Source organism: Arthrobacter sp. UYEF21, from assembly GCF_040546085.1.
Classification (GTDB): Bacteria; Actinomycetota; Actinomycetes; order Actinomycetales; family Micrococcaceae; genus Arthrobacter.
Genome location: NZ_JBEPNF010000001.1, coordinates 615,454 through 637,270, shown reverse-complemented (window position 1 = coordinate 637,270; position 21,817 = coordinate 615,454). Strand labels below are relative to the sequence as shown.

General features: G+C 65.6%; 19 protein-coding genes. 5 read left to right on the top strand and 14 right to left on the bottom strand.

Annotated elements, in window-relative coordinates; genetic code table 11:
* The 4 genes from era to ABIB27_RS03055 are packed head-to-tail and all read right to left on the bottom strand — an operon-like array spanning position 1 to position 3,842.
* Positions 1-975 carry a GTPase Era gene (gene era / locus ABIB27_RS03070; protein ID WP_354214384.1) on the bottom strand — a complete coding sequence of 325 codons (975 nt, stop codon included), beginning with the start codon at positions 973-975 and terminating at the stop codon, positions 1-3.
* Positions 959-2,290, bottom strand: a complete 1,332-nt coding sequence (locus tag ABIB27_RS03065; protein ID WP_354214383.1) for a hemolysin family protein — start codon at positions 2,288-2,290, stop codon at positions 959-961. The genes era and ABIB27_RS03065 overlap by 17 nt, the downstream gene beginning before the upstream one ends.
* The gene (gene ybeY, locus ABIB27_RS03060; RefSeq protein ID WP_354214382.1) at positions 2,287-2,760 is read right to left on the bottom strand and encodes an rRNA maturation RNase YbeY; all 474 of its coding nucleotides are present in this window, start codon (positions 2,758-2,760) and stop codon (positions 2,287-2,289) included. Before ybeY ends, ABIB27_RS03065 begins: the two co-directional genes overlap by 4 nt.
* Positions 2,757-3,842 carry a PhoH family protein gene (locus ABIB27_RS03055; RefSeq protein WP_354253478.1) on the bottom strand — a complete coding sequence of 362 codons (1,086 nt, stop codon included), beginning with the start codon at positions 3,840-3,842 and terminating at the stop codon, positions 2,757-2,759. Before ABIB27_RS03055 ends, ybeY begins: the two co-directional genes overlap by 4 nt.
* Before the next feature lie 371 nt (positions 3,843-4,213).
* Here ABIB27_RS03055 and ABIB27_RS03050 point away from each other — a divergent pair, with 371 nt between their 5' ends.
* The gene (locus ABIB27_RS03050) at positions 4,214-5,170 is read left to right on the top strand and encodes a GerMN domain-containing protein (protein WP_354253477.1); all 957 of its coding nucleotides are present in this window, start codon (positions 4,214-4,216) and stop codon (positions 5,168-5,170) included.
* A gap of 3 nt (positions 5,171-5,173) precedes the next feature.
* Here the strand turns inward: ABIB27_RS03050 and ABIB27_RS03045 are convergent, their stop codons facing one another.
* From ABIB27_RS03045 to hrcA, 3 genes are all read right to left on the bottom strand, one after another.
* The gene (locus ABIB27_RS03045) at positions 5,174-5,956 is read right to left on the bottom strand and encodes a 16S rRNA (uracil(1498)-N(3))-methyltransferase (RefSeq protein ID WP_354253476.1); all 783 of its coding nucleotides are present in this window, start codon (positions 5,954-5,956) and stop codon (positions 5,174-5,176) included.
* 2 nt (positions 5,957-5,958) lie between these two features.
* Complete coding sequence (gene dnaJ / locus ABIB27_RS03040; protein WP_354214378.1) at positions 5,959-7,086, bottom strand: molecular chaperone DnaJ; 1,128 nt, start codon at positions 7,084-7,086, stop codon at positions 5,959-5,961.
* 75 nt (positions 7,087-7,161) lie between these two features.
* Positions 7,162-8,175, bottom strand: coding sequence for a heat-inducible transcriptional repressor HrcA (hrcA, locus tag ABIB27_RS03035; protein ID WP_354214377.1), 1,014 nt, complete (start codon positions 8,173-8,175; stop codon positions 7,162-7,164).
* A gap of 160 nt (positions 8,176-8,335) precedes the next feature.
* On the opposite strand from hrcA, the gene ABIB27_RS03030 reads away from it, so the two are divergent.
* Positions 8,336-9,184 (top strand): DUF3097 domain-containing protein, encoded by an 849-nt coding sequence (locus ABIB27_RS03030; protein WP_354253475.1) that lies wholly within the window; start codon positions 8,336-8,338, stop codon positions 9,182-9,184.
* Positions 9,185-9,330: 146 nt separating this feature from the next.
* Positions 9,331-9,741, top strand: coding sequence for a DUF4870 domain-containing protein (locus ABIB27_RS03025; RefSeq protein ID WP_354214375.1), 411 nt, complete (start codon positions 9,331-9,333; stop codon positions 9,739-9,741).
* Between the two features lie 18 nt (positions 9,742-9,759).
* On the opposite strand, the gene hemW is transcribed toward ABIB27_RS03025, so the two are convergent.
* Together hemW and lepA are read right to left on the bottom strand one after the other, a co-directional pair.
* Positions 9,760-10,989, bottom strand: a complete 1,230-nt coding sequence (gene hemW / locus ABIB27_RS03020) for a radical SAM family heme chaperone HemW (RefSeq protein ID WP_354253474.1) — start codon at positions 10,987-10,989, stop codon at positions 9,760-9,762.
* 36 nt (positions 10,990-11,025) lie between these two features.
* Positions 11,026-12,879, bottom strand: a complete 1,854-nt coding sequence (gene lepA / locus ABIB27_RS03015; RefSeq protein ID WP_354214373.1) for a translation elongation factor 4 — start codon at positions 12,877-12,879, stop codon at positions 11,026-11,028.
* A 172-nt stretch (positions 12,880-13,051) separates the two neighbouring features.
* Here lepA and ABIB27_RS03010 point away from each other — a divergent pair, with 172 nt between their 5' ends.
* Together ABIB27_RS03010 and rpsT are read left to right on the top strand one after the other, a co-directional pair.
* Positions 13,052-13,600, top strand: coding sequence for a type II toxin-antitoxin system PemK/MazF family toxin (locus tag ABIB27_RS03010; protein WP_354253473.1), 549 nt, complete (start codon positions 13,052-13,054; stop codon positions 13,598-13,600).
* Between the two features lie 169 nt (positions 13,601-13,769).
* Complete coding sequence (gene rpsT / locus ABIB27_RS03005; RefSeq protein WP_066291556.1) at positions 13,770-14,030, top strand: 30S ribosomal protein S20; 261 nt, start codon at positions 13,770-13,772, stop codon at positions 14,028-14,030.
* A 138-nt stretch (positions 14,031-14,168) separates the two neighbouring features.
* Here rpsT and holA read toward each other — a convergent pair whose 3' ends face one another.
* The 5 genes from holA to leuS form a co-directional block, all read right to left on the bottom strand.
* Positions 14,169-15,185 carry a DNA polymerase III subunit delta gene (gene holA, locus ABIB27_RS03000; protein ID WP_354214371.1) on the bottom strand — a complete coding sequence of 339 codons (1,017 nt, stop codon included), beginning with the start codon at positions 15,183-15,185 and terminating at the stop codon, positions 14,169-14,171.
* The gene (locus ABIB27_RS02995; RefSeq protein WP_354253472.1) at positions 15,119-16,954 is read right to left on the bottom strand and encodes a ComEC/Rec2 family competence protein; all 1,836 of its coding nucleotides are present in this window, start codon (positions 16,952-16,954) and stop codon (positions 15,119-15,121) included. The genes holA and ABIB27_RS02995 overlap by 67 nt, the downstream gene beginning before the upstream one ends.
* Positions 16,955-17,123: 169 nt before the next feature.
* Entirely contained in the window at positions 17,124-18,011 is an 888-nt protein-coding gene (locus tag ABIB27_RS02990; RefSeq protein ID WP_354214369.1) for a helix-hairpin-helix domain-containing protein, read from the bottom strand.
* 49 nt (positions 18,012-18,060) lie between these two features.
* Positions 18,061-19,062 (bottom strand): DegV family protein, encoded by a 1,002-nt coding sequence (locus ABIB27_RS02985; protein ID WP_354253471.1) that lies wholly within the window; start codon positions 19,060-19,062, stop codon positions 18,061-18,063.
* Positions 19,063-19,115: 53 nt separating this feature from the next.
* Positions 19,116-21,644 (bottom strand): leucine--tRNA ligase, encoded by a 2,529-nt coding sequence (gene leuS / locus ABIB27_RS02980; RefSeq protein ID WP_354214367.1) that lies wholly within the window; start codon positions 21,642-21,644, stop codon positions 19,116-19,118.
* Positions 21,645-21,817: the final 173 nt, after the last annotated feature.

The window sequence follows — 21,817 nt, the reverse complement described above, 5'->3', positions numbered from 1 at the left end:
TCAGAAACCGAGCTTGACCAGCTGCTTCGGGTCCCGCTGCCAGTCCTTGGCGACTTTTACGTGCAGGTCAAGGTAGATGCGGGCGCCCAGCAGTGCCTCGATGCCTTTGCGTGCATTGGTGCCGACTTCCCGAAGCCGGGCGCCGCCCTTGCCGATGATGATGGCCTTCTGGGAAGGACGTTCCACATAGAGATTAACCCGCACGTCCAGGAACGGCCGGTCCTCGGGCCGGCCTTCACGCGGAACGATCTCATCGACAACGACGGCCAGGGAGTGCGGCAATTCATCGCGGACGCCTTCGAGGGCAGCCTCCCGGATGAGCTCGGCGATCATCACTGCTTCCGGTTCGTCCGTCAGGTGCCCGTCCGGGTATAGCGGCGGCGACGGCGGCATATGGCTGATGAGGACATCAGCCAGGGTGCCCACCTGGAAGCCATCGGCGGCGGAGACGGGAACGATGTCTTTCCATCCGTCCTCTCCGAAGACTTCCCGGCCCAGGGCGGCGACAGCGAGAAGCTGCTCGGTCAACGCCTGCCGGTCCACCAGATCGGCCTTGGTCACGATGGCGATGACAGGCTTGCTCCCCACCTGGGCGAGCTGGGCGGCGATGAACTTGTCGCCGGGGCCGATCTTCTCGTTGGCAGGCAGGCAGAAGCCGATGGCGTCGACCTCGGCCAGAGTGTCCGCCACCAGATCGTTAAGCCGTTTGCCCAGCAGCGTACGGGGCCGGTGCAGGCCCGGAGTGTCCACCAGGATCAGCTGGGCGTCCTCACGGTGGACGATGCCCCGGATGGTGTGCCGCGTCGTCTGCGGTTTGGCAGAGGTAATGGCCACCTTTTGCCCTACCAAGGCATTGGTCAGGGTTGATTTGCCCGCGTTGGGGCGCCCCACCAGCACCGAAAACCCGGCCCGGTAGCCGCCGTAGTCCGGCGTGTCGGAACCCTGGTTGGCTGGGCGGTTATTTTTCTTGTTCACGTGGAACTCCCTGCTGGGTTGCTTCCGCCTCGTCGAAGAGGTCTTCAAGGTCAGTGTCTACTTTTGGTACGGCGGCCGCAATGATGTGGCTGACCCGGTTGCGCCGGCCCTCAAGCCTTTCAGCGCGCAGCGAGATGCCGTGCACGTCCACGTGGCTGCCAACGATGGGCACACGGCCGAGGGCCTTGGCCAGCAACCCGCCTACGGTGTCCACTTCGTCGTCGTCGAGTTCGATATCGAAAAGCTCACCCAAGTCATCAATGCTCATCCTTGCGCTGACGCGGAAAGAGCCACCGCCCAGGGGAACGGCTTCGGCGGTTTCGGTGTCGTACTCATCCACGATTTCCCCGACGATTTCCTCGATGAGGTCCTCCAGGGTCACGAGGCCCGCGGTACCACCGTATTCGTCGATGACAATGGCCACGTGGGTTGATTCCTTTTGGAGTTCACGCAGCAGGTCGCTGACCGGCTTGGACTCGGGAACATACCGTACTTCGCGGGCGAGGGCCTCGACGGGCGGCTGTTCGTCTTCGGGTCCCAGTTCGTGCAGCGTGGCTGCTACGTCTTTAAGGTAGACGATTCCGAGGATCTGGTCCGTGTTGTCCCGGATCACGGGGATCCGGGAATAGCCCGAGCGCAGGAACAGCGACATGGCCCGCCGGAGGCTTGAGCCGGCGTCGATACTGAGGATGTCCGTCCTGGGAACCATGACGGCCCGCACCAGCGTGTCGCCGAAATCAAAGACGGACTGGATCATTTCCGCTTCGGTGTCTTCAATCATGTCCGATTCGGAGGCGCGGTCCACGAGCTCACGGAATTCCTGTTCACTGAAGAACGCCTCATCGCCTGCCGGTGCGCCCGGTGCGGCGGCGCTGCCGAGCGCCACCAGCCATCGCGGGATGGGGCCCAGGATCCAGGTCAGGAACCGGATGAGGGGCGCCGTGTAGCGGACAACAGAGGCCGAATGGAGCCTGCCGATCTGGCGCGGGGAAACCCCTACTATCACGAACCCCAGCAGAGCCATGATGCCGGTGGCGGCCAGGCCGGCGAGCCATACGTTATCCAGTAGGCTGTGCAGCAGGACGGCCACGGCCACGGCCGAAGCCATCTCGAACCAGACCCGCCAGAAGCGCAAGGCCCGGATGTGCGCCACCGGCTGGGCAAGAATGCGGCTCATGGCGTTGCCCCGGCTTTTCAGGAGCGCGTCTTCGGCGTCGTGCCGGGGCAGGAAGGTAAATGCGGCGTCAGCAGCGGTCAGGAGTGCAGCGGTGCTAATGAATACCAGGGCCATGCCAACAAGGAGCAGGGGCGTCACTGCGTAGTCTCGGCGGGAGCGTCCTTACCGGTGAATCCGGAAAGCAGCTGGCGCTGGAGGCCAAACATTTCTTCCTTTTCTTCAGACTCAGCGTGGTCGTAGCCCAGCAGATGCAGGAGCCCGTGGGTAGTCAGGAGCAGCATCTCATCCTGCAGGGCGTGGCCGGCGTTAGCAGCCTGGACCTGCGCGACCTGAGGGCACACTGCGATGTCCCCCAGCATCCCTTGGGGCGTGGGCCGGTCCGGCGTGCCTGGGGTCAGTTCGTCCATGGGAACCGAGAGTACGTCGGTGGATCCGGGCTCGTCCATCAGTTCAATGTGGAGCTTTTCCATGGCGGGTTCGTCCACCAGCAGGATGGAAAGTTCAGCCTGGGGGTGGATATACAACTGCTCGAAAATGTACCGGGACAGCGCTACGAGGCCAGCTTCATCCACCTGGATGCCTGATTCGTTGTTTACTTCGATGCTCATGCGTGCTCCCCCCGTTTTTCGCGGCTGACCGAGTGTTTGACCTTGTTCCGCTGGACGTCATCCCAAAGGCTGTAGGCCCGGACGATGTCGCCCACCAGACGGTGGCGGACCACGTCCGTGGAATCCAGGACTGTGAAATTGACGTCTTCGATGCCCTGCAGGATCTCCTCCACAATCCGCAGCCCCGAACGGGTGCCGAACGGGAGGTCCACCTGCGTGACGTCTCCGGTGACCACCATCTTCGATCCAAAGCCAAGCCGGGTGAGGAACATCTTCATCTGTTCGGGCGTGGTGTTCTGCGCCTCGTCGAGGATGATAAACGCGTCGTTGAGGGTGCGCCCGCGCATGTAAGCCAGTGGTGCGACCTCGATGGTTCCGGCGGCCATCAGGCGCGGGATTGCTTCCGGATCCATCATGTCGTGGAGCGCGTCGTACAGCGGGCGCAGGTAGGGGTCGATTTTGTCGCTGAGTGTGCCTGGCAGGAACCCCAGCCGCTCGCCTGCCTCGACGGCCGGCCGGGTCAGGATAATCCGGCTGACTTCCTTCTGCTGCAGCGCCTGGACGGCCTTGGCCATGGCCAGATACGTCTTGCCGGTACCGGCCGGGCCAATCCCGAAGATTACGGTGTTGGCGTCGATCGCGTCAACGTAGTTCTTCTGGTTCAGCGTCTTGGGCCGGATGGTTTTCCCCCGGCTGGAGAGGATGTCGTGGGTGAGGACATCCACGGGATTCTGCAGGGACTGGCTGCGGAGCAATGCCACGATTTGCTGAAGGACCGAGGGGCTGATGACGGTGCCGCGGGCCACAAGGCCGCGCACTTCGTGCAGCAGCCGCATGATGCGGGGCACTTCGGTGGCGGGGCCGCTGATGGAAAGTTCGTTTCCGCGGACGTGGAAGTTGACGGCCGGAAACTGTTCTTCGATGTAGCGCAGGGCCTCATCATGGCTGCCGAGGGATTGGACCATCTGATCGGAGTTGTCAAAGAGAACCACCTCCGTCCGGACACCGGGAAGTGAGTGGGGGAATTCTCCGGCGGCGCGGTCGGTGTTCAGCCGGCGCTTTCCGTTGGTTGATTCAGTCATGGTGCTGGCCCGCAGGCCCGTGGTCTCCTCCAGTTCGAACTTAAAGACCGCCGGATGCTGCGTGGACGGTCTGTTGCCGAGTACGCGGGAGCCAGCGGATTACTTCTATCTTACGCCAGGACGCCCCTCGCTGCGGCGTCGGAAGGGGCCAGCCAACAGGCGCCCCCAAGTCGATGCTGTGCGGCTCCCGACGTCTTTAGGTATCAACTTCATATCGGGCTCATCTCGTTCCCGTTGCAGTTGGGCGCAACGGGCGGATTGGGCACTTTTGGTGTGCAGCTCTATGCGATGCTTGAAATCCAGGCCGTCCGGGGACCGGCTCACGGGGCCACGGCCTCATCATTCTCAGCCAGGAAGGGCAGGCCATCAGAGTGCCGGAAACACCCACCCCCCGCACGGCCGGACGCGCCTCACGGCATGTCCGCGCCCGGGGCGTCGTGGGTCTCCTGCCAGTGCTCCTCCTGCTGACCGGCTGCATTGCGGACGCCGGCCCCGAGCCCATCCTGACGGCCAACTCCACCGCTGCCGCCACCGGTTCTCCCGGCGTGCTGTCCACGAGCGCCCCGCTGGAGACTACCCAGTCATCAAACAAGGCGCCCGTGTACTGGATTGGCCGCAGTGACGGCAATGCCTTCCTGTACCGCGAGTTCCGGGATGTCCCGGAACAGGAGAACCCGGTAACACGCGCACTGCGCGCCATGATGTCGGAGAAGCCACTCGACCCTGATTTTTTCACGCCGTGGCAGAGCCCCGCAAAGCTGGCAACCTCGATCTCCGGTAAGAATGTCATCACCGTCGACGTCTCGGCGGATGCATTCAACAGCAACCTCGACGCCGACATGGCCGTCCGTGCCATTCAGCAGTTGGTCTTTACCGCCACCGCGGCGGCGGCAAGTAGCGGCCTGATCGACTCCGGCCAGCAGATCCAGGTCCGGGTCCTGGTGGACAGCCACACGGACTACGTCGCCTTCGACCACGTCCAGTTGGGTGCTCCCATGTCGCGGGCCCCCGGGATGGTGGCGCCCGTGTGGATTATCGATCCGCAGGAGGGTACGGATTTTTCCGGCGGCAGTGTCAAGATCACCGGCCGCAGCACCGTCCCCGGCGACAAGCTCCGCTGGCAGATCCTGCGGACCGCGGGGAACGGGGACAAGACGCCCTACCTGACTGGCGAGACCACAGCCGGCACGGACGCCACCCAGGCCGGCCTGTTCACTCTGGCCCTCAGCCTGTCCTCGGGAAGTTATGAGCTCCGCGTGTCCCAAACGGACGGCGGCGGCAGCAGAGCGGAGCAAAACGTAGATACGAGGAAGTTCAACGTCAGCTAGTTTTCAGGGGTACAGGGCGCTCCAGCGTCCCAACACATCGCTCGCCACCACAACTGCCGCAGGTCCGGCAGTGGACGACCGCAGGACATGGTGACCCAGGAGAGCCGTCACGGCACCTGCATCGCAGAGCCGGGTAACTTCGCGGGGACTGATCCCGCCCTCCGGGCCGACGATGAGCAGGACTTCCCGTGGGACGGCCTGCGGCTCGCCGGCGTGCCAGGCTTCAAGCACAGACCGGAGCGGCCGTACTGCGTCTTCATGAAGAATCACCGCCAAGTCCGCGGCGGCCACGGCAACAGCCAACCCGGGGGTTTCGACGGCGGCACGTACCTCGGGAATCCAGGCGCGCCGCGCCTGTTTTGCGGCCGCTGTGACCGCTGACTGCCATTTAGCATGGGCCTTCGCGGCGCGCTCACCCTTCCAGCGCACAATAGAGCGTTCCGATTGCCAGGGCACAACGGCGTCGATCCCTAATTCGGTGGCTGTTTCCACGGCGAGTTCGTCGCGGTCGCCTTTGGCCAGGGCCTGGACCAGCACCAGCCGAATGTCTGGCTGGTCCTCCACCGCCATCACGGCGCATTCCACGGTGAGCTCGGCAGGTGACGCGGCAACCACCGTTCCGGTCAGCCGCTTCCCGGCGCCGTCCGCAATGTCCACGGATTCGCCCGGGGTCAGCCGCTTAACCGTTACGGCATGTCGCGCCTCCGGGCCCTGCAGGGAGTACCGGGCACCGGGCACCACGGCGTCCAGCGACCCGGCGCCGCTGAAAAAAACGGGGTTGCTCACCGCTACAGGTTACCGAACCGGTCCCGCAGCTTGGCGAAGACCCCGCCGCTGGCCGCCAGCTTGCCCTCCGTGAACTGCTCACCGCGCAACTTGGCCAGCTGCCGCAGGAGATCCTCCTGTGCGGCGTCCAGCTTTGCCGGTGTCTCCACCTGCAGGTGGACCATGAGGTCCCCTCGGCCGTAGCCGCGCAGATGCGTGACGCCCAGGCCGCGGAGCGTGATGACCTCGCCGGCCTGGGTCCCCGCCTTGACGTCGATCTCCTGAATCCCGTCAAACGTATCCAGGGACACCTCGGTGCCCAGCGCTGCGGCGGTCATCGGAATGTGCAGCGTCGCGTGCAGGTCGTCGCCGTCGCGGACGTACGTGGCGTCGTTGTTGACCCGGATCTCGACGTACAGATCACCGGCCGGACCTCCGGCCGGGCCAGCCTCGCCCTGCCCGGAGAGCTGGATGCGGGTACCCGTTGCCACGCCGGCCGGCACCTTGATGGTGAGCGACCGGCGGCTGCGGATGCGGCCCTGGCCGCTGCACTCGTTGCAGGGATCCTTGATCACAGTCCCGAAGCCTTCACAGCTGCCGCACGGGGCCGCCGTCATGACCTGGCCCAGGATGGAGCGCACCGCACGCTGGACCTGGCCGCTGCCGCCGCAGATATCGCAGCGTTCAGGGTGGCTCCCGTCGCGGCAGCAGGAGCCGTTGCAGGTGGGGCAGGTGACGGCGGTATCCACCTCAAGTTTGCGGTTGACGCCGAACACGGCATCGCGGAGTTCGATCCGGACGCTGATGAGGGCGTCCTGGCCGCGGCGGACCCGTGACGCCGGGCCCGAGGATCCGCCGGCGCCGAAGAACGTATCGAAAATGTCCTGGAACGCGAAGCCCTGGCCGGCGTATCCACCGCCGCCGAAACCATTGTCGGTACCGTTTTCGTTACCGGTGGTGTCATAGACGCGGCGCTTCTGGGGGTCCGAAAGTACCTCGTAGGCGTGGGTCACGGCCTTGAAGCGGTCCGACGCATCGTCCCCGGGATTAACGTCCGGGTGAAGGGTGCGGGCCAGCTTGCGGTAGGCCTTCTTGATCTCTTCTCCGGTGGCTTCCGGCGAGACTCCGAGGACGTCGTAGTGGCTGCTCAAAGTTCGTATCTCTTCCTTGTTGTACTGCCGGCAGCCGGGCTGCCGGCTCCGCTCTTCATGCCTGGACCGCGGCTGTTACGGACCCAGAATTCTTGACAGGTAACGGGCCACTGCCCTGACGGCGGCCATGGTGGTGGGATAGTCCATCCGGGTAGGGCCCAGCACACCGATCTTGGCCGTGCTGTCCGGTCCGTAGGCGGTGGCCACCACGGAGGCTTCGGCCAGGCCGTCATAAGGATTTTCGCGGCCGATGCTGACGGTGACTCCACGCGGGTCCTGGGCCATGTCACTGAGCAGGCGGAGCAAGACAACCTGCTCCTCCAGTGCTTCGAGCACCGGTCCGATGCTGAGGGGAAAATCCACGTTGGACCTGGCCAGGTTCGCCGTCCCGGCCATCACCATGCGGTCCTCGCGGCTGCTGTGCGCGAGCGTTTCCAGCCCCTGTGCCAGCGCCTGGGCAGCAGCACGCTGGCCGGGAGCGACAGAAAACACCACGCCCGGCAACGACTGGGCCAGCCGGCTCAGCGGTGTGCCAGCCAGCGATCCGAGGAAGTGTGTCCGCATGGCGGCGATACCGTCCTCGCCAAGGTCCTGGCCGACGTCGAGCACGCGCTGCTCCACCTTGCCGGTGGTGGCGATGAGCACCAGAAGTACCTGACGGGGCGCCAGCAGAACAAATTCGATGTGACGGATGGTGGCCCGGCTCAGATGGGGGTACTGCACCACGGCCACCTGGTTGGTCAGCTGGGAGAGCAGCCGGACAGTCCGGTCCAGGACGTCATCCAGGTCATCAGATCCCTCCAGCAATGACTGGATGGCCTTCTTTTCCGCCGGCGAGAGCGGCTTCACGGCGGAAATCTGGTCCACAAACAGCCGGTAGCCCTTGTCCGTGGGGATGCGGCCGGCGCTGGTGTGCGGCGCGGTGATCAGGCCCTCGTCTTCCAGGGCCGCCATGTCGTTGCGGATGGTTGCGCTGGACACACCGAGATGATGGCGTTCAACCAGGGCCTTCGAACCCACGGGCTCGCGGGAGTGCACATAGTCCTCCACGATGGCACGCAGTACTTCCAGTTTGCGCGGCTCGCTCACACTCCACCTCCATCCACGGTTGCGCCTCAATGGTCACGGCCTGTTAGCACTCGACGTGCCTAAGTGCTAACAGTCTAATATGACTCACCCCGTTGTTAGCATTGGTACCGCTCCGGGCGAACATTCAAAGGCACGATCTAGCACAAGGCGGAATCAATCCATGCAATACCAGAACTGGGGTCCGCAGGAGATCAGCGCGCCCGTCCGGAACGAACTGCCCGAGGTTCCCGTCGAACGCGGCATGGTTCTCGAAGACGCCCAGTCCGGTTGGGTAGGAGCGGTGACCCGGGTGGAGAAGTCCGGCGGCATGCATGTGGTGGCCCTCGAGGACCGGCGCGGCAAGTCGCGTTCGTTCCGGCTTGGATTCGGTTTCCTTTTGGAAGGCCGGCCCATCCGGCTGGTGCCGCCCGTGCCCAGGCAGAACACCGCCGCTCCAGCCGGCCGGACAGCGTCCGGTTCGGTGCGCGTGGCCGGCCAGCGTGCCCAGGTGGCCAAAGCGAGCAGGATCTGGGTGGAGGGAAAGCACGACGCCGAACTCGTGGAAAAGGTCTGGGGTGACGATCTGCGCGTGGAGGGCATCGTCGTGGAGCCTTTGCACGGCATCGACGACCTCGCGGGGGCGGTGGCCGGCTTTGGTCCCGGTCCCGGACGGCGGCTTGGGGTCCTGGTGGACCACCTGGTCCCGGACTCAAAGGAGTGGCGCATCGCGGCCGGTGTGATGGCCTCTCCCGGTGCCGCCGGCAACGTTCTGATCGTTGGGCACCCTTACGTTGACGTGTGGCAGGCCATCCGGCCCGCGGTGCTGGGCATTGACCAGTGGCCCGTGGTGCCCCGGGGTCAGGACTGGAAGACCGGCATCCTGGCAGCGTTCGGCTGGCCGCACTCCACCAAGGAGGACATCGGCCTGGGCTGGCAGAAGCTGTTGGGTGCGGTCCGCACCTATGCAGATCTGGAAGCGTCGCTCCTGGGGCGGGTGGAGGAAGTCATCGACTTCCTCACGGCGCAGTAGCCCCGGCGGCGCCGGTCCTGCCCCATGCCCGCTATCGACGGCGGCATTTGGCAGCGGAACCAGTATTCTTGGTACTGCGGAGACTGTTGCTGCGATAGGCCGGCATTCGCGAAACCAGCACCATTGCACTTTCGAAGGAAGAAACCGTGGCACAAAACGCACGCGAGCACCGGGACGACCAAAGCCGTTCCGAGTACCAGGGCGTTCCCGCAAACGCGTTGCCCCTCACGGCCAGCGAAGACCGTCAATGGGCCACGCTGGCACACTTTGGCGGGATCCTCGGCTGCGTACCGTCCCTGCTGATTTACCTGATTTTCCGTGAACGCGGGCCGTTCACTGCGCAGGAGTCTAAGGAAGCACTGAACTTCAGCCTGCCGCCCACCATCGCGGCGCTGGTGGCCAACATCCTGGTGTTCATTCCGGTGGTGGGGAACATTTTCGCCGTCATCGCAACCCTGATCTGGATTGCCCTGACCTGCTTCTCGGTGGCCGCCGGCATCCATGTCAACAAGGGCCAGCCCCACCGTTACCAGTACAACCTGCGCTGGATCAAATAGCCGAAAAGCAACGCGGGGTCAGTCAGGCAGGATCCGTCGGACCACGGCGTCGGCCAGCAGGCGGCCCTTCAGCGTCAGGACCAGCGTGCCGCGGAAGGCGGCCGCCGGCTCCACGAGGCCATCGGCGATCAGCCCGGCAACAGCGTGGCGGCCGTCCTGTCCCAGCGACGGGACGTGGACTCCGGAAACGAGCCGGGCCTCCAGCATCACCCGCTCCATGTCCCGCGTTTCGGCGTCGAGCGTTTCCCGGCCGGCCGCCGGTGAGAGCCCTTGCGCGAGCCGCCCCGCGTAAGCGGTGGGATGCTTGACGTTCCACCAGCGCACACCGCCCACGTGGGAGTGTGCGCCGGGGCCAATGCCCCACCAGTCATCCCCGCGCCAGTAGGCGAGATTGTGCCGGCAGGCCTGGTCGGGCGTGCGGGACCAGTTGCTGACCTCATACCAGCTCAACCCGGCTTCGCCGATCAGCTGGTCCGCGAGCTCATACTTATCGGCGTGGTCATCGTCGTCGATCCCCGCAACTTCACCCCGGCGGATCTGCGCGGCGAGCTTGGTCCCGTCCTCGACGATCAGTGCGTAGGCGCTGATATGGTCCGGCTGATAGGACAGGGCGGTCTCCAGGGAATACCGCCAGTCATCGAGGGACTCGCCCGGTGTCCCGTAGATCAGGTCCAGGCTCACGGCCAGTCCGGCCTCGCGCGCCCACTGCACCACCTGCGGCACCCGGCTGGGTGTGTGCGTGCGGTCCAGGACTTTGAGCACGTGCGGAACTGCTGACTGCATGCCAAAGGAAACCCGGGTGAAGCCGGCATCCTTCAGCATTGCCAAAGATTCGGGAGTGACAGAATCCGGGTTCGCTTCGGTGGTGACTTCGGCGCCATCCTCAAGTCCCCATTCCCCGACGGCTGCGGCCAGGATCCGTGCAAGGTCTTCCGCCGGGAGCAGCGTGGGGGTCCCGCCGCCGAAGAACACGGTGCTCAGTGGCCGGGCGGGCAACCCGGAGTCCATGAGGACCCCTGCGGCCAGCCGGACCTCGGAAATAGCGGTGTCGGCATAGGCGTCCTGGGACGCGCCGCCACCGAGTTCGGTGGCCGTGTACGTGTTGAAATCGCAGTATCCGCACCGGACGGCGCAGAACGGGATGTGCACGTAGAGCCCGAAGGCCCGGCCCGCCGCACCGCCCGTTGCCTGGGCAGGCAGGAGACCGTCCGACGGCGCCGGGTCGCCAAGGGGAAGAACGCTAGGCATTGCGGCGGCCTCCCGTGGTCCGGGCCACTGTCATCACTACTTCTTAGCCTTGTCCTTGGACTCGTCCGTAGTCAGTGCAGCAATGAAGGCTTCCTGGGGAACCTCGACACGGCCCACCATCTTCATCCGCTTCTTGCCTTCCTTCTGCTTTTCCAGAAGTTTACGCTTTCGCGAAATGTCACCGCCGTAGCACTTGGCCAGAACGTCCTTGCGGATGGCCCTGATGCTTTCCCGGGCGATGATGCGCGAGCCGATCGCGGCCTGGATCGGCACTTCGAACTGCTGCCGAGGAATGAGTTCGCGCAGCTTGCTGGTCATCATCACGCCGTAGGCGTAGGCCTTGTCACGGTGGGTGATGGCCGAGAATGCATCCACCTGTTCGCCCTGGAGCATGATGTCCACCTTGACCAGATCGGCTACCTGCTCGCCGTCGGCCTTCCAGTCCAGCGAGCCGTAGCCACGGGTCTTGGACTTGAGGATGTCGAAGAAATCGAAAACGATTTCGGCCAGCGGGAGGCGGTACCTGATCTCCACGCGGTCCTCTGACAGGTAGTCCATGCCGCCCATGACACCTCGCCGGCTCTGGCAGAGTTCCATGATGGCCCCAACAAATTCGTTGGGCGCCAGGATGGTGGCGGACACCATGGGCTCGCGGACCTCGGCGATTTTGCCGGAGGGGTACTCGCTGGGGTTAGTCACATGGACCACCTTCTTGTCCTCCAGCGTTACCTCGTACTCCACGTTGGGGGCGGTGGAGATGAGATCAAGGTTGTATTCGCGTTCCAGTCGTTCGCGGGTGATTTCCAGGTGCAGCAGACCCAGGAAGCCAACGCGGAAGCCGAAGCCCAGCGCCGCCGACGTTTCGGGCTCGTACACCAGTGCGGCGTCGTTGAGCATCAGCTTTTCCAGCGCATCGCGGAGCACGGGGTAGTCCGTGCCGTCCAGCGGATACAGGCCGGAGAAGACCATGGGCTTGGCGTCGGCGTAGCCGGGGAGGGAGTCAGTTGCAGGCTTGGCAAGGTTGGTGACGGTGTCGCCAACCTTGGATAGGCGCACGTCCTTCACGCCGGTGATGAGGTAGCCCACTTCGCCGACGCCCAGGCCCTTGGAGGGGGTGGGTTCCGGGGAGCTCACACCAATTTCCAGGAGTTCGTGGGTGGCCCGGGTGGACATCATCTGGATGCGTTCACGGGGGTGCAGCATACCGTCGACCACACGGACGTAGGTGACCACGCCGCGGTACGTGTCGTAGACAGAGTCGAAAATCATGGCCCGCGCGGGAGCATTCGGGTCACCGACGGGGGCCGGAAGGTCGCGGATGATCTTGTCCAGCAGCACCTCGACGCCCATGCCCGTCTTGCCGGAGACGCGGAGGACGTCGTCGGGGTCGCCGCCGATCAGGCTGGCAAGCTCGGCAGCATACTTTTCGGGCTGCGCTGCGGGGAGGTCAATCTTGTTCAGGACCGGGATGATGGTGAGGTTGTTTTCCATCGCCAGGTAGAGGTTGGCGAGGGTCTGTGCCTCGATGCCCTGGGCCGCATCCACAAGCAGCACTGCGCCTTCGCATGCCGCCAGCGAGCGGGAGACCTCGTAGGTGAAGTCCACGTGGCCGGGGGTGTCGATCATGTTCAGGGCATAGCTGGTGCCATCGAGTTCCCACGGCATACGGACGGCCTGGGATTTGATGGTGATGCCGCGCTCGCGTTCGATGTCCATGCGATCCAGGTACTGGGCCTTCATGTCGCGGGACTGAACCACTCCGGTGAACTGCAGCATACGGTCGGCCAGGGTGGACTTGCCGTGGTCAATGTGCGCGATGATGCAGAAATTCCGAATGATGGCCGGATCTGTCGCGGCGGGCACCGGGGCGGTGCGGGCCATGGGAGACACGCAGGGTCCTTACTGTTGGCATTCACTGATGGCTTCGGGCAGCCGGGCAGGACGCACTGAAGGCACCCTGCGGACGGGCCGCACATTTCGAACCTCCAGTGTCCCACGTCCGGGCGCAACGCACTGCATCCGGCGGCAATTATGCGCTGCTGATCGGCGATATTGTTTGCCCATGCCTATCAACTTCCGCTCATTGGCCAACGCCGTCCGGACATCAGTCAGGGTCCTGCAAAAATTGCGCGCCAGCACCGTCCGCCCGGCGGAACGGAAAGCCCCGGCAGCGGCACGCCAGGCGCCGCCGGTCCGGCCGGCACCGCTGAGTGGCTATCCCGGCGACTACCGCGGCGTCTCCGCCATCAGGTATGCCCCTCAGCCTGACGGCAGTCCTGATCCCGGTGAGATCGTGTGGACGTGGGTGCCCTATGAAGAGGACTACAGCCGGGGCAAGGACCGTCCGGTCCTGCTGGTCGGCAAAAACGGCCGGTACCTGCTTGCCCTGATGCTGACCAGCAAGGACCACGACCAGGACGATCGCCGTTCCGGCGACTACGTGGACATCGGCACCGGAACCTGGGACCGCCGGCAGCGGCCCAGTGAAGCGAACCTCGGACGGATACTGCGGATCGCCCCGGACAGCATCCGGCGGGAAGGTGCTGTGCTCGAGCGGACACGCTTTGACCTGGTGGCGGCCGGGCTTCGCCAACGACACGGCTGGAAATAACCAGCCGAAATGGCCAGCCCACACAGGGTCTGCTATTCTTGACAGCTGTGTGTCCGTGCAGGTCGACGGCCACTGATGGTTGGCCGCCATAGGTATCCCCACGCCGCTCAGTCAATGGCCAATCTGAAAGCCCTCTAGACCATTTCCGCATTAAAAAGAGAGTTCACACGTGGCTAATATCAAGTCCCAGAAGAAGCGCATCCTCACCAACGAGAAGGCACGCCTGCGCAACAACGCAGTCAAGTCTGAGCTGAAGACGGCCATCCGCGCCGTCAACACCGCCGTTGAGTCCACCGACAAGGATGCAGCTGCTGTTGCCCTGGTTGCCGCCAGCCGCAAGCTGGACAAGGCTGTCAGCAAGGGTGTTCTGCACAAGAACAACGCAGCGAACCGCAAGTCGGCGATCTCCAAGAAGGTCAACGCACTGTAAGGTTTCCAGTTCACCAGAACTGATGATTGAGGTCGGCACCCTTGGGTGCCGGCCTCAACTCTTTAAGCGTTCCTGCTGGCGGGGCCAGCCACGGCTCTTCAGGCCGCAGGATCTTTCGGTGAGCCTCCAGGACCAGTGTCAGTGCCGCTGCACGGAGGTGGCGATGACGGTCACCACATGTTCTACGGCGTAGACCGGATCACGTGAGAGTCCCTTCACCTGGGCGTCTGCTTCGGCCGTGGCCTGAATGGCGCGCACCAGGCCATCCGGTGTCCAGCGGCGAACATCACGCTGCGCCTGCTCCACCAGCCACGGCTGCATGCCCAGTTCCCTCGCTATTTGCCCGGAGGAGCCCTGGGCGCCGGCCACTTTGGCAACCGTCCGCAGTTTGGCGGCCAGCGCCGCAACCAGGGGAACCGGATCAGCTCCTGTGGCCAAGGCGTGCCGGAGCGTGGACAGCGCCACCGGACCGTTGCCGGCCATGGCCGCATCGGCAACTTTAAAGGCCGTGGCTTCAATCCTGCCGCCGTAATAACGGTCCACCAACTCCGGGGTCACCGCGCCCGTGGCATCGGCGATCAACTGGCTGCAGGCCGCTGCGAGTTCCGAAAGGTTGGCGCCTACAGCGTTGACCAGCGACTGCACCCCGTCCGAAGTGATCTTCCGACCGGCTGCCCTGAACTCAGCCGCCACGAAAGCTGCCTTCTCCGCGTCCTTTTTCAGGGGCTGGCAGTCCACCACCGGCCAACCGCCGGCCTTGACCGCATCGAGGAGTTTCTTACCGCGGACTCCCCCGGCGTGTCGCAGGACCAGGACCGCCTCAGGCTCAGGGTGTGCCAAATATGCGAGGGCGTCGGCGAGGAAGGCGTCGTTCATGGTTTCAACGCCCTCGACTTCGATCAGTTTGCGTTCGCCGAAGAGTGAAGGGCTGACGTTCATGGCCAGGGTGCCCGCCTCGTAGCTGCCGGCCGCCAGGCGGCTCACTTCAACGTCCGGGAACGATGCCCGTACCTGTGAGCGGACCTGGTCCATGGCGCGGATGCCGATGTACTCCTCGGGTCCGCCCACCAGGACGATTGCTGCCGGCGTCACGTCCCGCCAGGGGGCAACATTCGACGACGGCGCCCGGGTTCGGGTGGTTTGGGCAGCAGCCATGGTGGATTCCTCCCGGAAGTTTTGGTGCAGTATCTAAGCCTGCCATGGCGGACACCCCGCTCCAAGCCGCGGACCGCGCGGCCCCGCCCGTGGCGCTTGGGCAAGGCCTGCAGATTCCTGTCCAAGAGGTCCAGCAGGGATACCGTCCGTGCATGCAGCGCGAAGACACGCCGCACCAGGCGGCGGGGACTGGCGGCTGCCCAGACGCCGCCAAGGGTCAGCAGCGACAGCAGCACCATGGTCAGGGAACCAAACGGGCCCTCGGGCCAGGGCAGGGCGGCCCCTGGCAGGCCTGCGGCGGTCCGGGCAGTGCCCGCTACACCGGCACTGAAGGTGCCTGCGACGGCGATCAGGGCAGTTGCCAGCCAGGGCACCCACGAAACCAGCGGCACAGCGGCCGTGCCCAGGAGTGTCACGGGTGCCACGAGCGGCGCCGCCACGATGTTCGCCAGCAGGGAGTAGGTGGAGAACTGCGGCTGCAGCAGCACGATGACTGGGCCGCACAGGAGCTGCGCGGACAATGGTACGGCCCAGGCTGCCGCTGCCCATCGTGGAACGAGCGCGGGCGTCCATTCCATCATCCGGGGACCCAGGACGATGATCCCCAACGTGGCCAGTACCGAGAGCAGAAACCCGAAGCTGGTTGCCAGGCCGGGGTCAATAAGCAGCAGGCCCATCACGGCGAGGCAGAGGAAGCTGAGCCCGCGTCCCGCCCGGCCGCCTGCCAGTGAGGCGATGGCGATTGAACCCATCAGCGCAGCACGCAGGACACTGGCGTCTGCGCCTACGAGTACCACAAACATCCCCAGCCCGGTCAGGGCCAGCCCGGCAGCAGGGAGTCTGGGGAGCCGGAGGCTGCGCGCCGCAACCAGCAGGGCGCCGAGGACCAGGCTGCAGTTGGCCCCGCTGACCGCAGTGAGATGGGTCAGGCCCACGGTTTTCATGGCCGCATTGAGCCCTTCATCCAGCGCCGACGTGTCGCCGGTGACCATTCCCGGCAGGAGGCCGCGGGGATCGGATGCAAGGAACGAGGCGGCGGCTACGTACCTGCCCCTCAGCTCCCTGGCCATCGCCTGCCCGGCGGGAGCGGCGTCGGCGCCCGCATCCGCACCGGGTGCCGTGGATGCCGAGAGGATGGCTGCTTCCTGTTGTCCCGCATCGGGTGGCTTCAGCTTGCCGGCGGTCCGGACCGTCTGCCCCGGGAGGACGTTGTCCCAGCCCCGGCCGCCCATGACCACGAGCTCGGCCCGGGTGCGGATGACGTTGCCGCTGACGGTGACTTCCACTGTCCGGGCCGCGGCCGACCACCGTTCGGGCATTCCTGCCTGTCCCGGGAGCGTCAGCGCTCGCGGGGATCCGGTAATCTCCAGGACAGCAACCACCGACTTTCCGGCTGCGGCTCCTTCCGCGAGAGGGCCATCGTGGCTCTGCGAGGAGGCGACAGCAGAGTGCGCTGCCGCGGCGGCGGCCAGCATCAAAGCGACTGCCGTGGTGGTCAGGAAGCTCCTGCGCCGGGCCAGCAGGCTACTCGCGCGGGCAGCCCGGCCCAGCAAGAAGACGGCCGAGACCAGCAAGAGGCCGCACAGCACCGCCAGCAATACTGGGGAGAGCCAAACTCCGGCCACGGCGGCACCCCAGACCAGCAGTGCAGGCAGCCCCAGCCGGACGTCGGTGCGCCGCTGAGGCGCATCCGCAGGCGTGGCCGCCTGCTCCTGGCCGCGCATCTTCTTCCTGACATGGTCCGCCAGCCTCAGAGTCTCCCGGCGCACCGCCGGGCGCAGGGTTGCGGTGGCGTGCGGAGCCGGCCGTCTGGCAGCTAAGGGAGCTGCCCTCGGTTCCGGCGATTGCACAGCGGACCGTTGCACCGCGGACCGTTGCACCCCGGATCCGTTCACTGCCGAGTCGACAAAGCGGCTCCACGGACTGCGTCGGGCCATCTCAAATACCCACTAACGGAAGCAGTGTTTCGAGCATCTTGGGTCCTACGCCGTCAACGGCATCGAGTTCCTCAACGGATTTGAAGGGGCCGTGTTCCTTGCGCCAGTCCACGATCCGCTGGGCGAGCACAGGGCCGACCTTCGGCAGGGCGTCGAGTTCTTGGACGCCAGCGGTATTGAGGTTGACCTTTCCTGCAGCTGCCGCCGCACCACCGCCAGGCTCCTCCGCCGCCGCGGCCGGCGGAACGGAGGAATCTGCCGGGAGATATTCACCCGGGAGGGGAACGTAGACCTTCTGTCCGTCCACCAGCACAGCGGCCAGGTTGAGTCGGTTCAGGTCTGCTGCCAGTGTGCCGCCGCCAGCCTGGGCGATGGCCTGATGTACCCGGCTGCCGGCGGGCAGCTGCACAACACCGGGCAACGCAACGGCGCCGGCGACATGGATGATGACTGTACCGGCCTGCGGAACGCCTGATGGCGGGTCAGACGGCGCCGCAGGTTCCGTTCCGTGCCCGGGACCGCCCCTGTCATCGGCGGGCCCGCTGTCCTGGGCCGAAACGTCGTTCAGCGGCAGCACGTGGGGCTGCCCGGCAGCCACCTGCGACCAGAACCAGGCGCCTCCCACCAGCGCGAGGGCAGCAATGAGCAGTGCCACGGGAAGGCCCACCCGCCATCTCAGTGCCGGTCCCGCTCTGCCGCTGCCCGGTGGGTCCTGGCCATCGGATCGGGGACCAGAATCCGGGCCTCCAAGGTTCGCAGCGCCGTCGAATTCGAAGGCTTTCCCATCGTCGCCCGTCAGCAGAAGGCCGTCTTCGTCGCCCAGCATGGACTGCAGCCGCTCCCGGGCATGCCGGGCCCCCCGACCTGCACTAGAGTCCCGGCGTGACATGAACCCAACGTTAGGGATCCAACGCCGACCGAGACAGACCCGACCGCCTCTATGTGGACAGCGCTTCCGGAGTCACGGGAGGCGGGATGTCCTCCCCCACAATCACGGCGAGCACGCCCAGACCGGCGTGTGCGGCCAATACGGCGGGCAGCGAACTGATCTGGGCCGGCGGACAGCCGGGCAACGCGGCGGCCAACCTGGCCGCGAGCCCTTCCGCCTCCGCCGGATTCCCGAAATGGTGGACGGCAAAGCGGGCCAGTCCCGCAGGACGGGATGCGGCGTCCGCGGCGGCGATCTCCTCGAGCCGGGCAATGGCTTTGGCTGCCGACCTGACCTTTTCCAGCGGCACGATCTTGCCGCCGTCGACCGCCAGGATGGGTTTGATGGCGAACATTGTCCCCAGCAGCGACGCGGCGGCCCCGATCCGTCCGCCCCGGCGCAACTGCTCGAGGCTGGGAACATAGAAATAGACCTTGGTGCGCGCCAGCCGGTCAGTCGCCGCCGCACTGACCGCAGCGGCCTCGAGCCCCGCAGCAGCGGCGGCCACGGCACTCTGGACGGCCATCCCCAACGCCATGCCCACCGTGCCGGAGTCGAGGACCTCCACCGGGATGTGCGCGCGCCCCGCAGCCAGCCGGGCGGCGTCAGCAGTGCCGGACAACCCCCCGGAGATGTGGATACAGACAACGGCCTCATATCCCCGGCGCCCGGCGGCGAGGAAGGCCTGCTCAAACTGGCCCGGTGACGGCCGGGACGTCTTGACTGATTTACCGCCGGCAAGGGCCAATGCGATGGTTTCGGTGATGTCGTCTTCGCCCTCGCCGTAAATTTCCTCGCCCACCATCACGGGCATCGGAATCACGGTCAGCAGACCGTCGTTGGCACACCGGGCCACCCAGTCTCCCGGCAGCGCAGACGCGGAATCGGTCACCACGGCGGTACGGACCACGACGGCGGACGCCTCCGTGGTCAAGCCCGGGCGGGCCGCGGGACGGAGGGCGGCGAGGCGCTCCCGGAGCCAAAGCCAGGCGCCGGCATCACGGTCGGGCAAGAGGCCTCCTGGTTTAAGGCCGGCCGCCGGAGGCCCCGGCGGCCGGCGCCCGGCTAGGCCGGGACGATGTTGACCAGTTTAGGCGCCCGCACGATCACCGTGCGGATGCCACGGCCGTCCATTGCTCGTTGCACGTTGTCGCTGGCCAGCGCCAGCTCGCGCAGCTTGTCCTCGCTGATGTCCGGGGACACCTCAAGCCGGTCGCGGACCTTCCCCTGGACCTGGACCACAGCGGTAACGGTCTCCTGGACCAGCAGCGCTTCGTCGTGGGCAGGCCAGCCGGCGTTCGCCACCGAGGCCGGGTGGCCCAGGACGTTCCACATATCCTCCGCGGTGTACGGCGCGAAGAGGCTCAGGATAACCGCTACGGCTTCCGCGGCCTCGCGGACGGCCGGATCGGCTCCGCCGGCACCGCCCGCTGCGTCAATGTTTTTGCGGGTCGCGTTGACCAGCTCCATCAGCTTGGCCACCACGACGTTGAACTTGTTGTTGTCCAGGAGGGCGGCGGCGTCGGCGATGGTGCGGTGCGTGACCGACCGGAGTGCGCGGTCCCCGGACTCTGGGTCAGCCCCGGCCTCGCTGGTGACGTCCTGCGCCAGCCGCCAGGCGCGTGCCAGGAACTTCGCGGATCCCGACGGCGAAACGTCGGCCCAGTCGACGTCGTCCTCCGGCGGCGAGGCGAAGATCATGGTCAGGCGCACGGCATCCACACCATACTTGTCCAGCTGCTCGCCAAGGTCCACGCCGTTGCCCAGCGACTTGCTCATGGCCTTGCCCCCGTTGAGGACCTGGCCCTGGTTCAGCAGCGCGCTGAAGGGTTCATCGGCGTCGAGCATTCCGAGGTCATGGATGACCTTGGTGAAGAAGCGGGCGTACAGCAGGTGCAGGATGGCGTGCTCCACGCCGCCCACATACTGGCCTACCGGCATCCACTCGTTGATCTTCGCCGGGTCGAAGGGACCCTCGGTGTACTGCGGGGAAACGAACCGCAGGAAGTACCAGGACGAATCCACGAAGGTGTCCATGGTGTCGGTATCGCGCTTCGCCGGGCCGTGGCAGTTGGGGCAGTCCACGTTGACCCAGGCTTCGGCGGCAGCCAGCGGTGACGTGCCCTTCGGGGACAGGTCCTCGCCGCGCAGGTCCGCCGGCAGGGTCACGGGCAGCTGCTCATCAGGGACGGGAACCTCACCACAGGCGGGGCAGTGGATGATCGGGATGGGGGTGCCCCAGAAACGCTGGCGGCTCAGGAGCCAGTCACGGAGGCGGAAGTTCACGAATTTTTCGCCCGTGCCCTGCTTTTCCAGCATGGCGATGGCGGCAGGAATGGCCGCTGACTTGGGCATCCCGTCCAGCACGCCGGAGTTGATCAGCGTTCCCTCCCCTGCCGTGGCTTTGCCGGAAACGGCGGGATCGTCTTCGCCGGTGTCCAGCACGGCGCGGACGGGCAGATCGAACGTCTTGGCGAAGTCGAGGTCACGCTGGTCGTGCGCCGGAACGGCCATGATGGCGCCCGTGCCGTAGTCGGCCAGAACATAGTCCGCTGCCCAGACCGGCAGCTTCTCACCGTTCAGGGGGTTGACCGCGTACCGGCCGGTGAAGACACCGGTCTTTTCACGTTCAGTGGATTGGCGTTCGATTTCGGACAGCGCCTTGACCTGTTCGCGGTACGCGTCCAGGGCCCCAACGTGCTCGTCCGTGACGAGCTCGACGGCGATCGGCGCATCGGCTGCGACGACGAAGAACGTGGCGCCGTACAGGGTGTCCGGGCGGGTGGTGAAGACGGTGACGTCCTTGGCTGGCTTGCCGGCGACAGCCTCGATCACGAAGTTGACGTGGGCACCTTCGGAGCGGCCGATCCAGTTTTTCTGCATGGCCAGCACGCGCTCGGGCCAGTGCCCGCGCAGTTCGTCCATGTCCTCGAGCAGCCGGTCGGCGTACTCGGTGATCTTGAAGTACCACTGGTTCAGGGACTTCTTGGTGACGGGAGTACCGCAGCGTTCACAGGCACCGTTGACAACCTGTTCGTTGGCCAGCACCGTCTGGTCCTTGGGGCACCAGTTGACCGGGGAGTCCTTGCGGTAGGCAAGGCCGCGCTCGTAGAAGCGCTTGAACAACCACTGGGTCCAGCGGTAGTACTCGGGGTCCGAGGTGTGTACCCGCCGGGACCAGTCCGCGGAGATGGCGTAGCGTTTGAAGGACGCGGCCTGGGTATCGATGTTGGCGTACGTCCACTCGCTGGGGTGGGCGTTGCGCTTGATGGCTGCGTTCTCCGCGGGCAGGCCGAAGGAGTCCCAGCCGATCGGGTGCAGGACATCGAAACCCTGCTGCCGCAGGTAGCGCGCCACAACGTCGCCCATCGCAAAAGCCTCGGCGTGGCCCATGTGGAGGTCGCCCGAGGGGTAAGGGAACATGTCCAGGACGTAACGGCGCTCGCGGGAGCCGTCATCCACGGGGGTGAAGACCTTGAGGTCTTCCCACACCTGCGGCCATTTGGCCTCCATCGCCGCGAAGCTGTAGGCACCCTCTTCGGGTGTTTCCGCCGCCACTGCTGTTCCGGTCTCGGTCTCCGGCTGAACGCTCACTGCTGCCCTCTTCTGTTCTGTTGTGGCATCTGTGCTGCCCCAACGGTCTGATCCCTTCTGATGCCGGCCCGGCAAACTTGCCCGGACACACAAAAGCCCCTCTCCATGGAGGGGCGGCCGCCCGGCAGTCCGGTAGTCTCCGGATTCCGGGCGGCTAGCTAAGCAGAAGGATC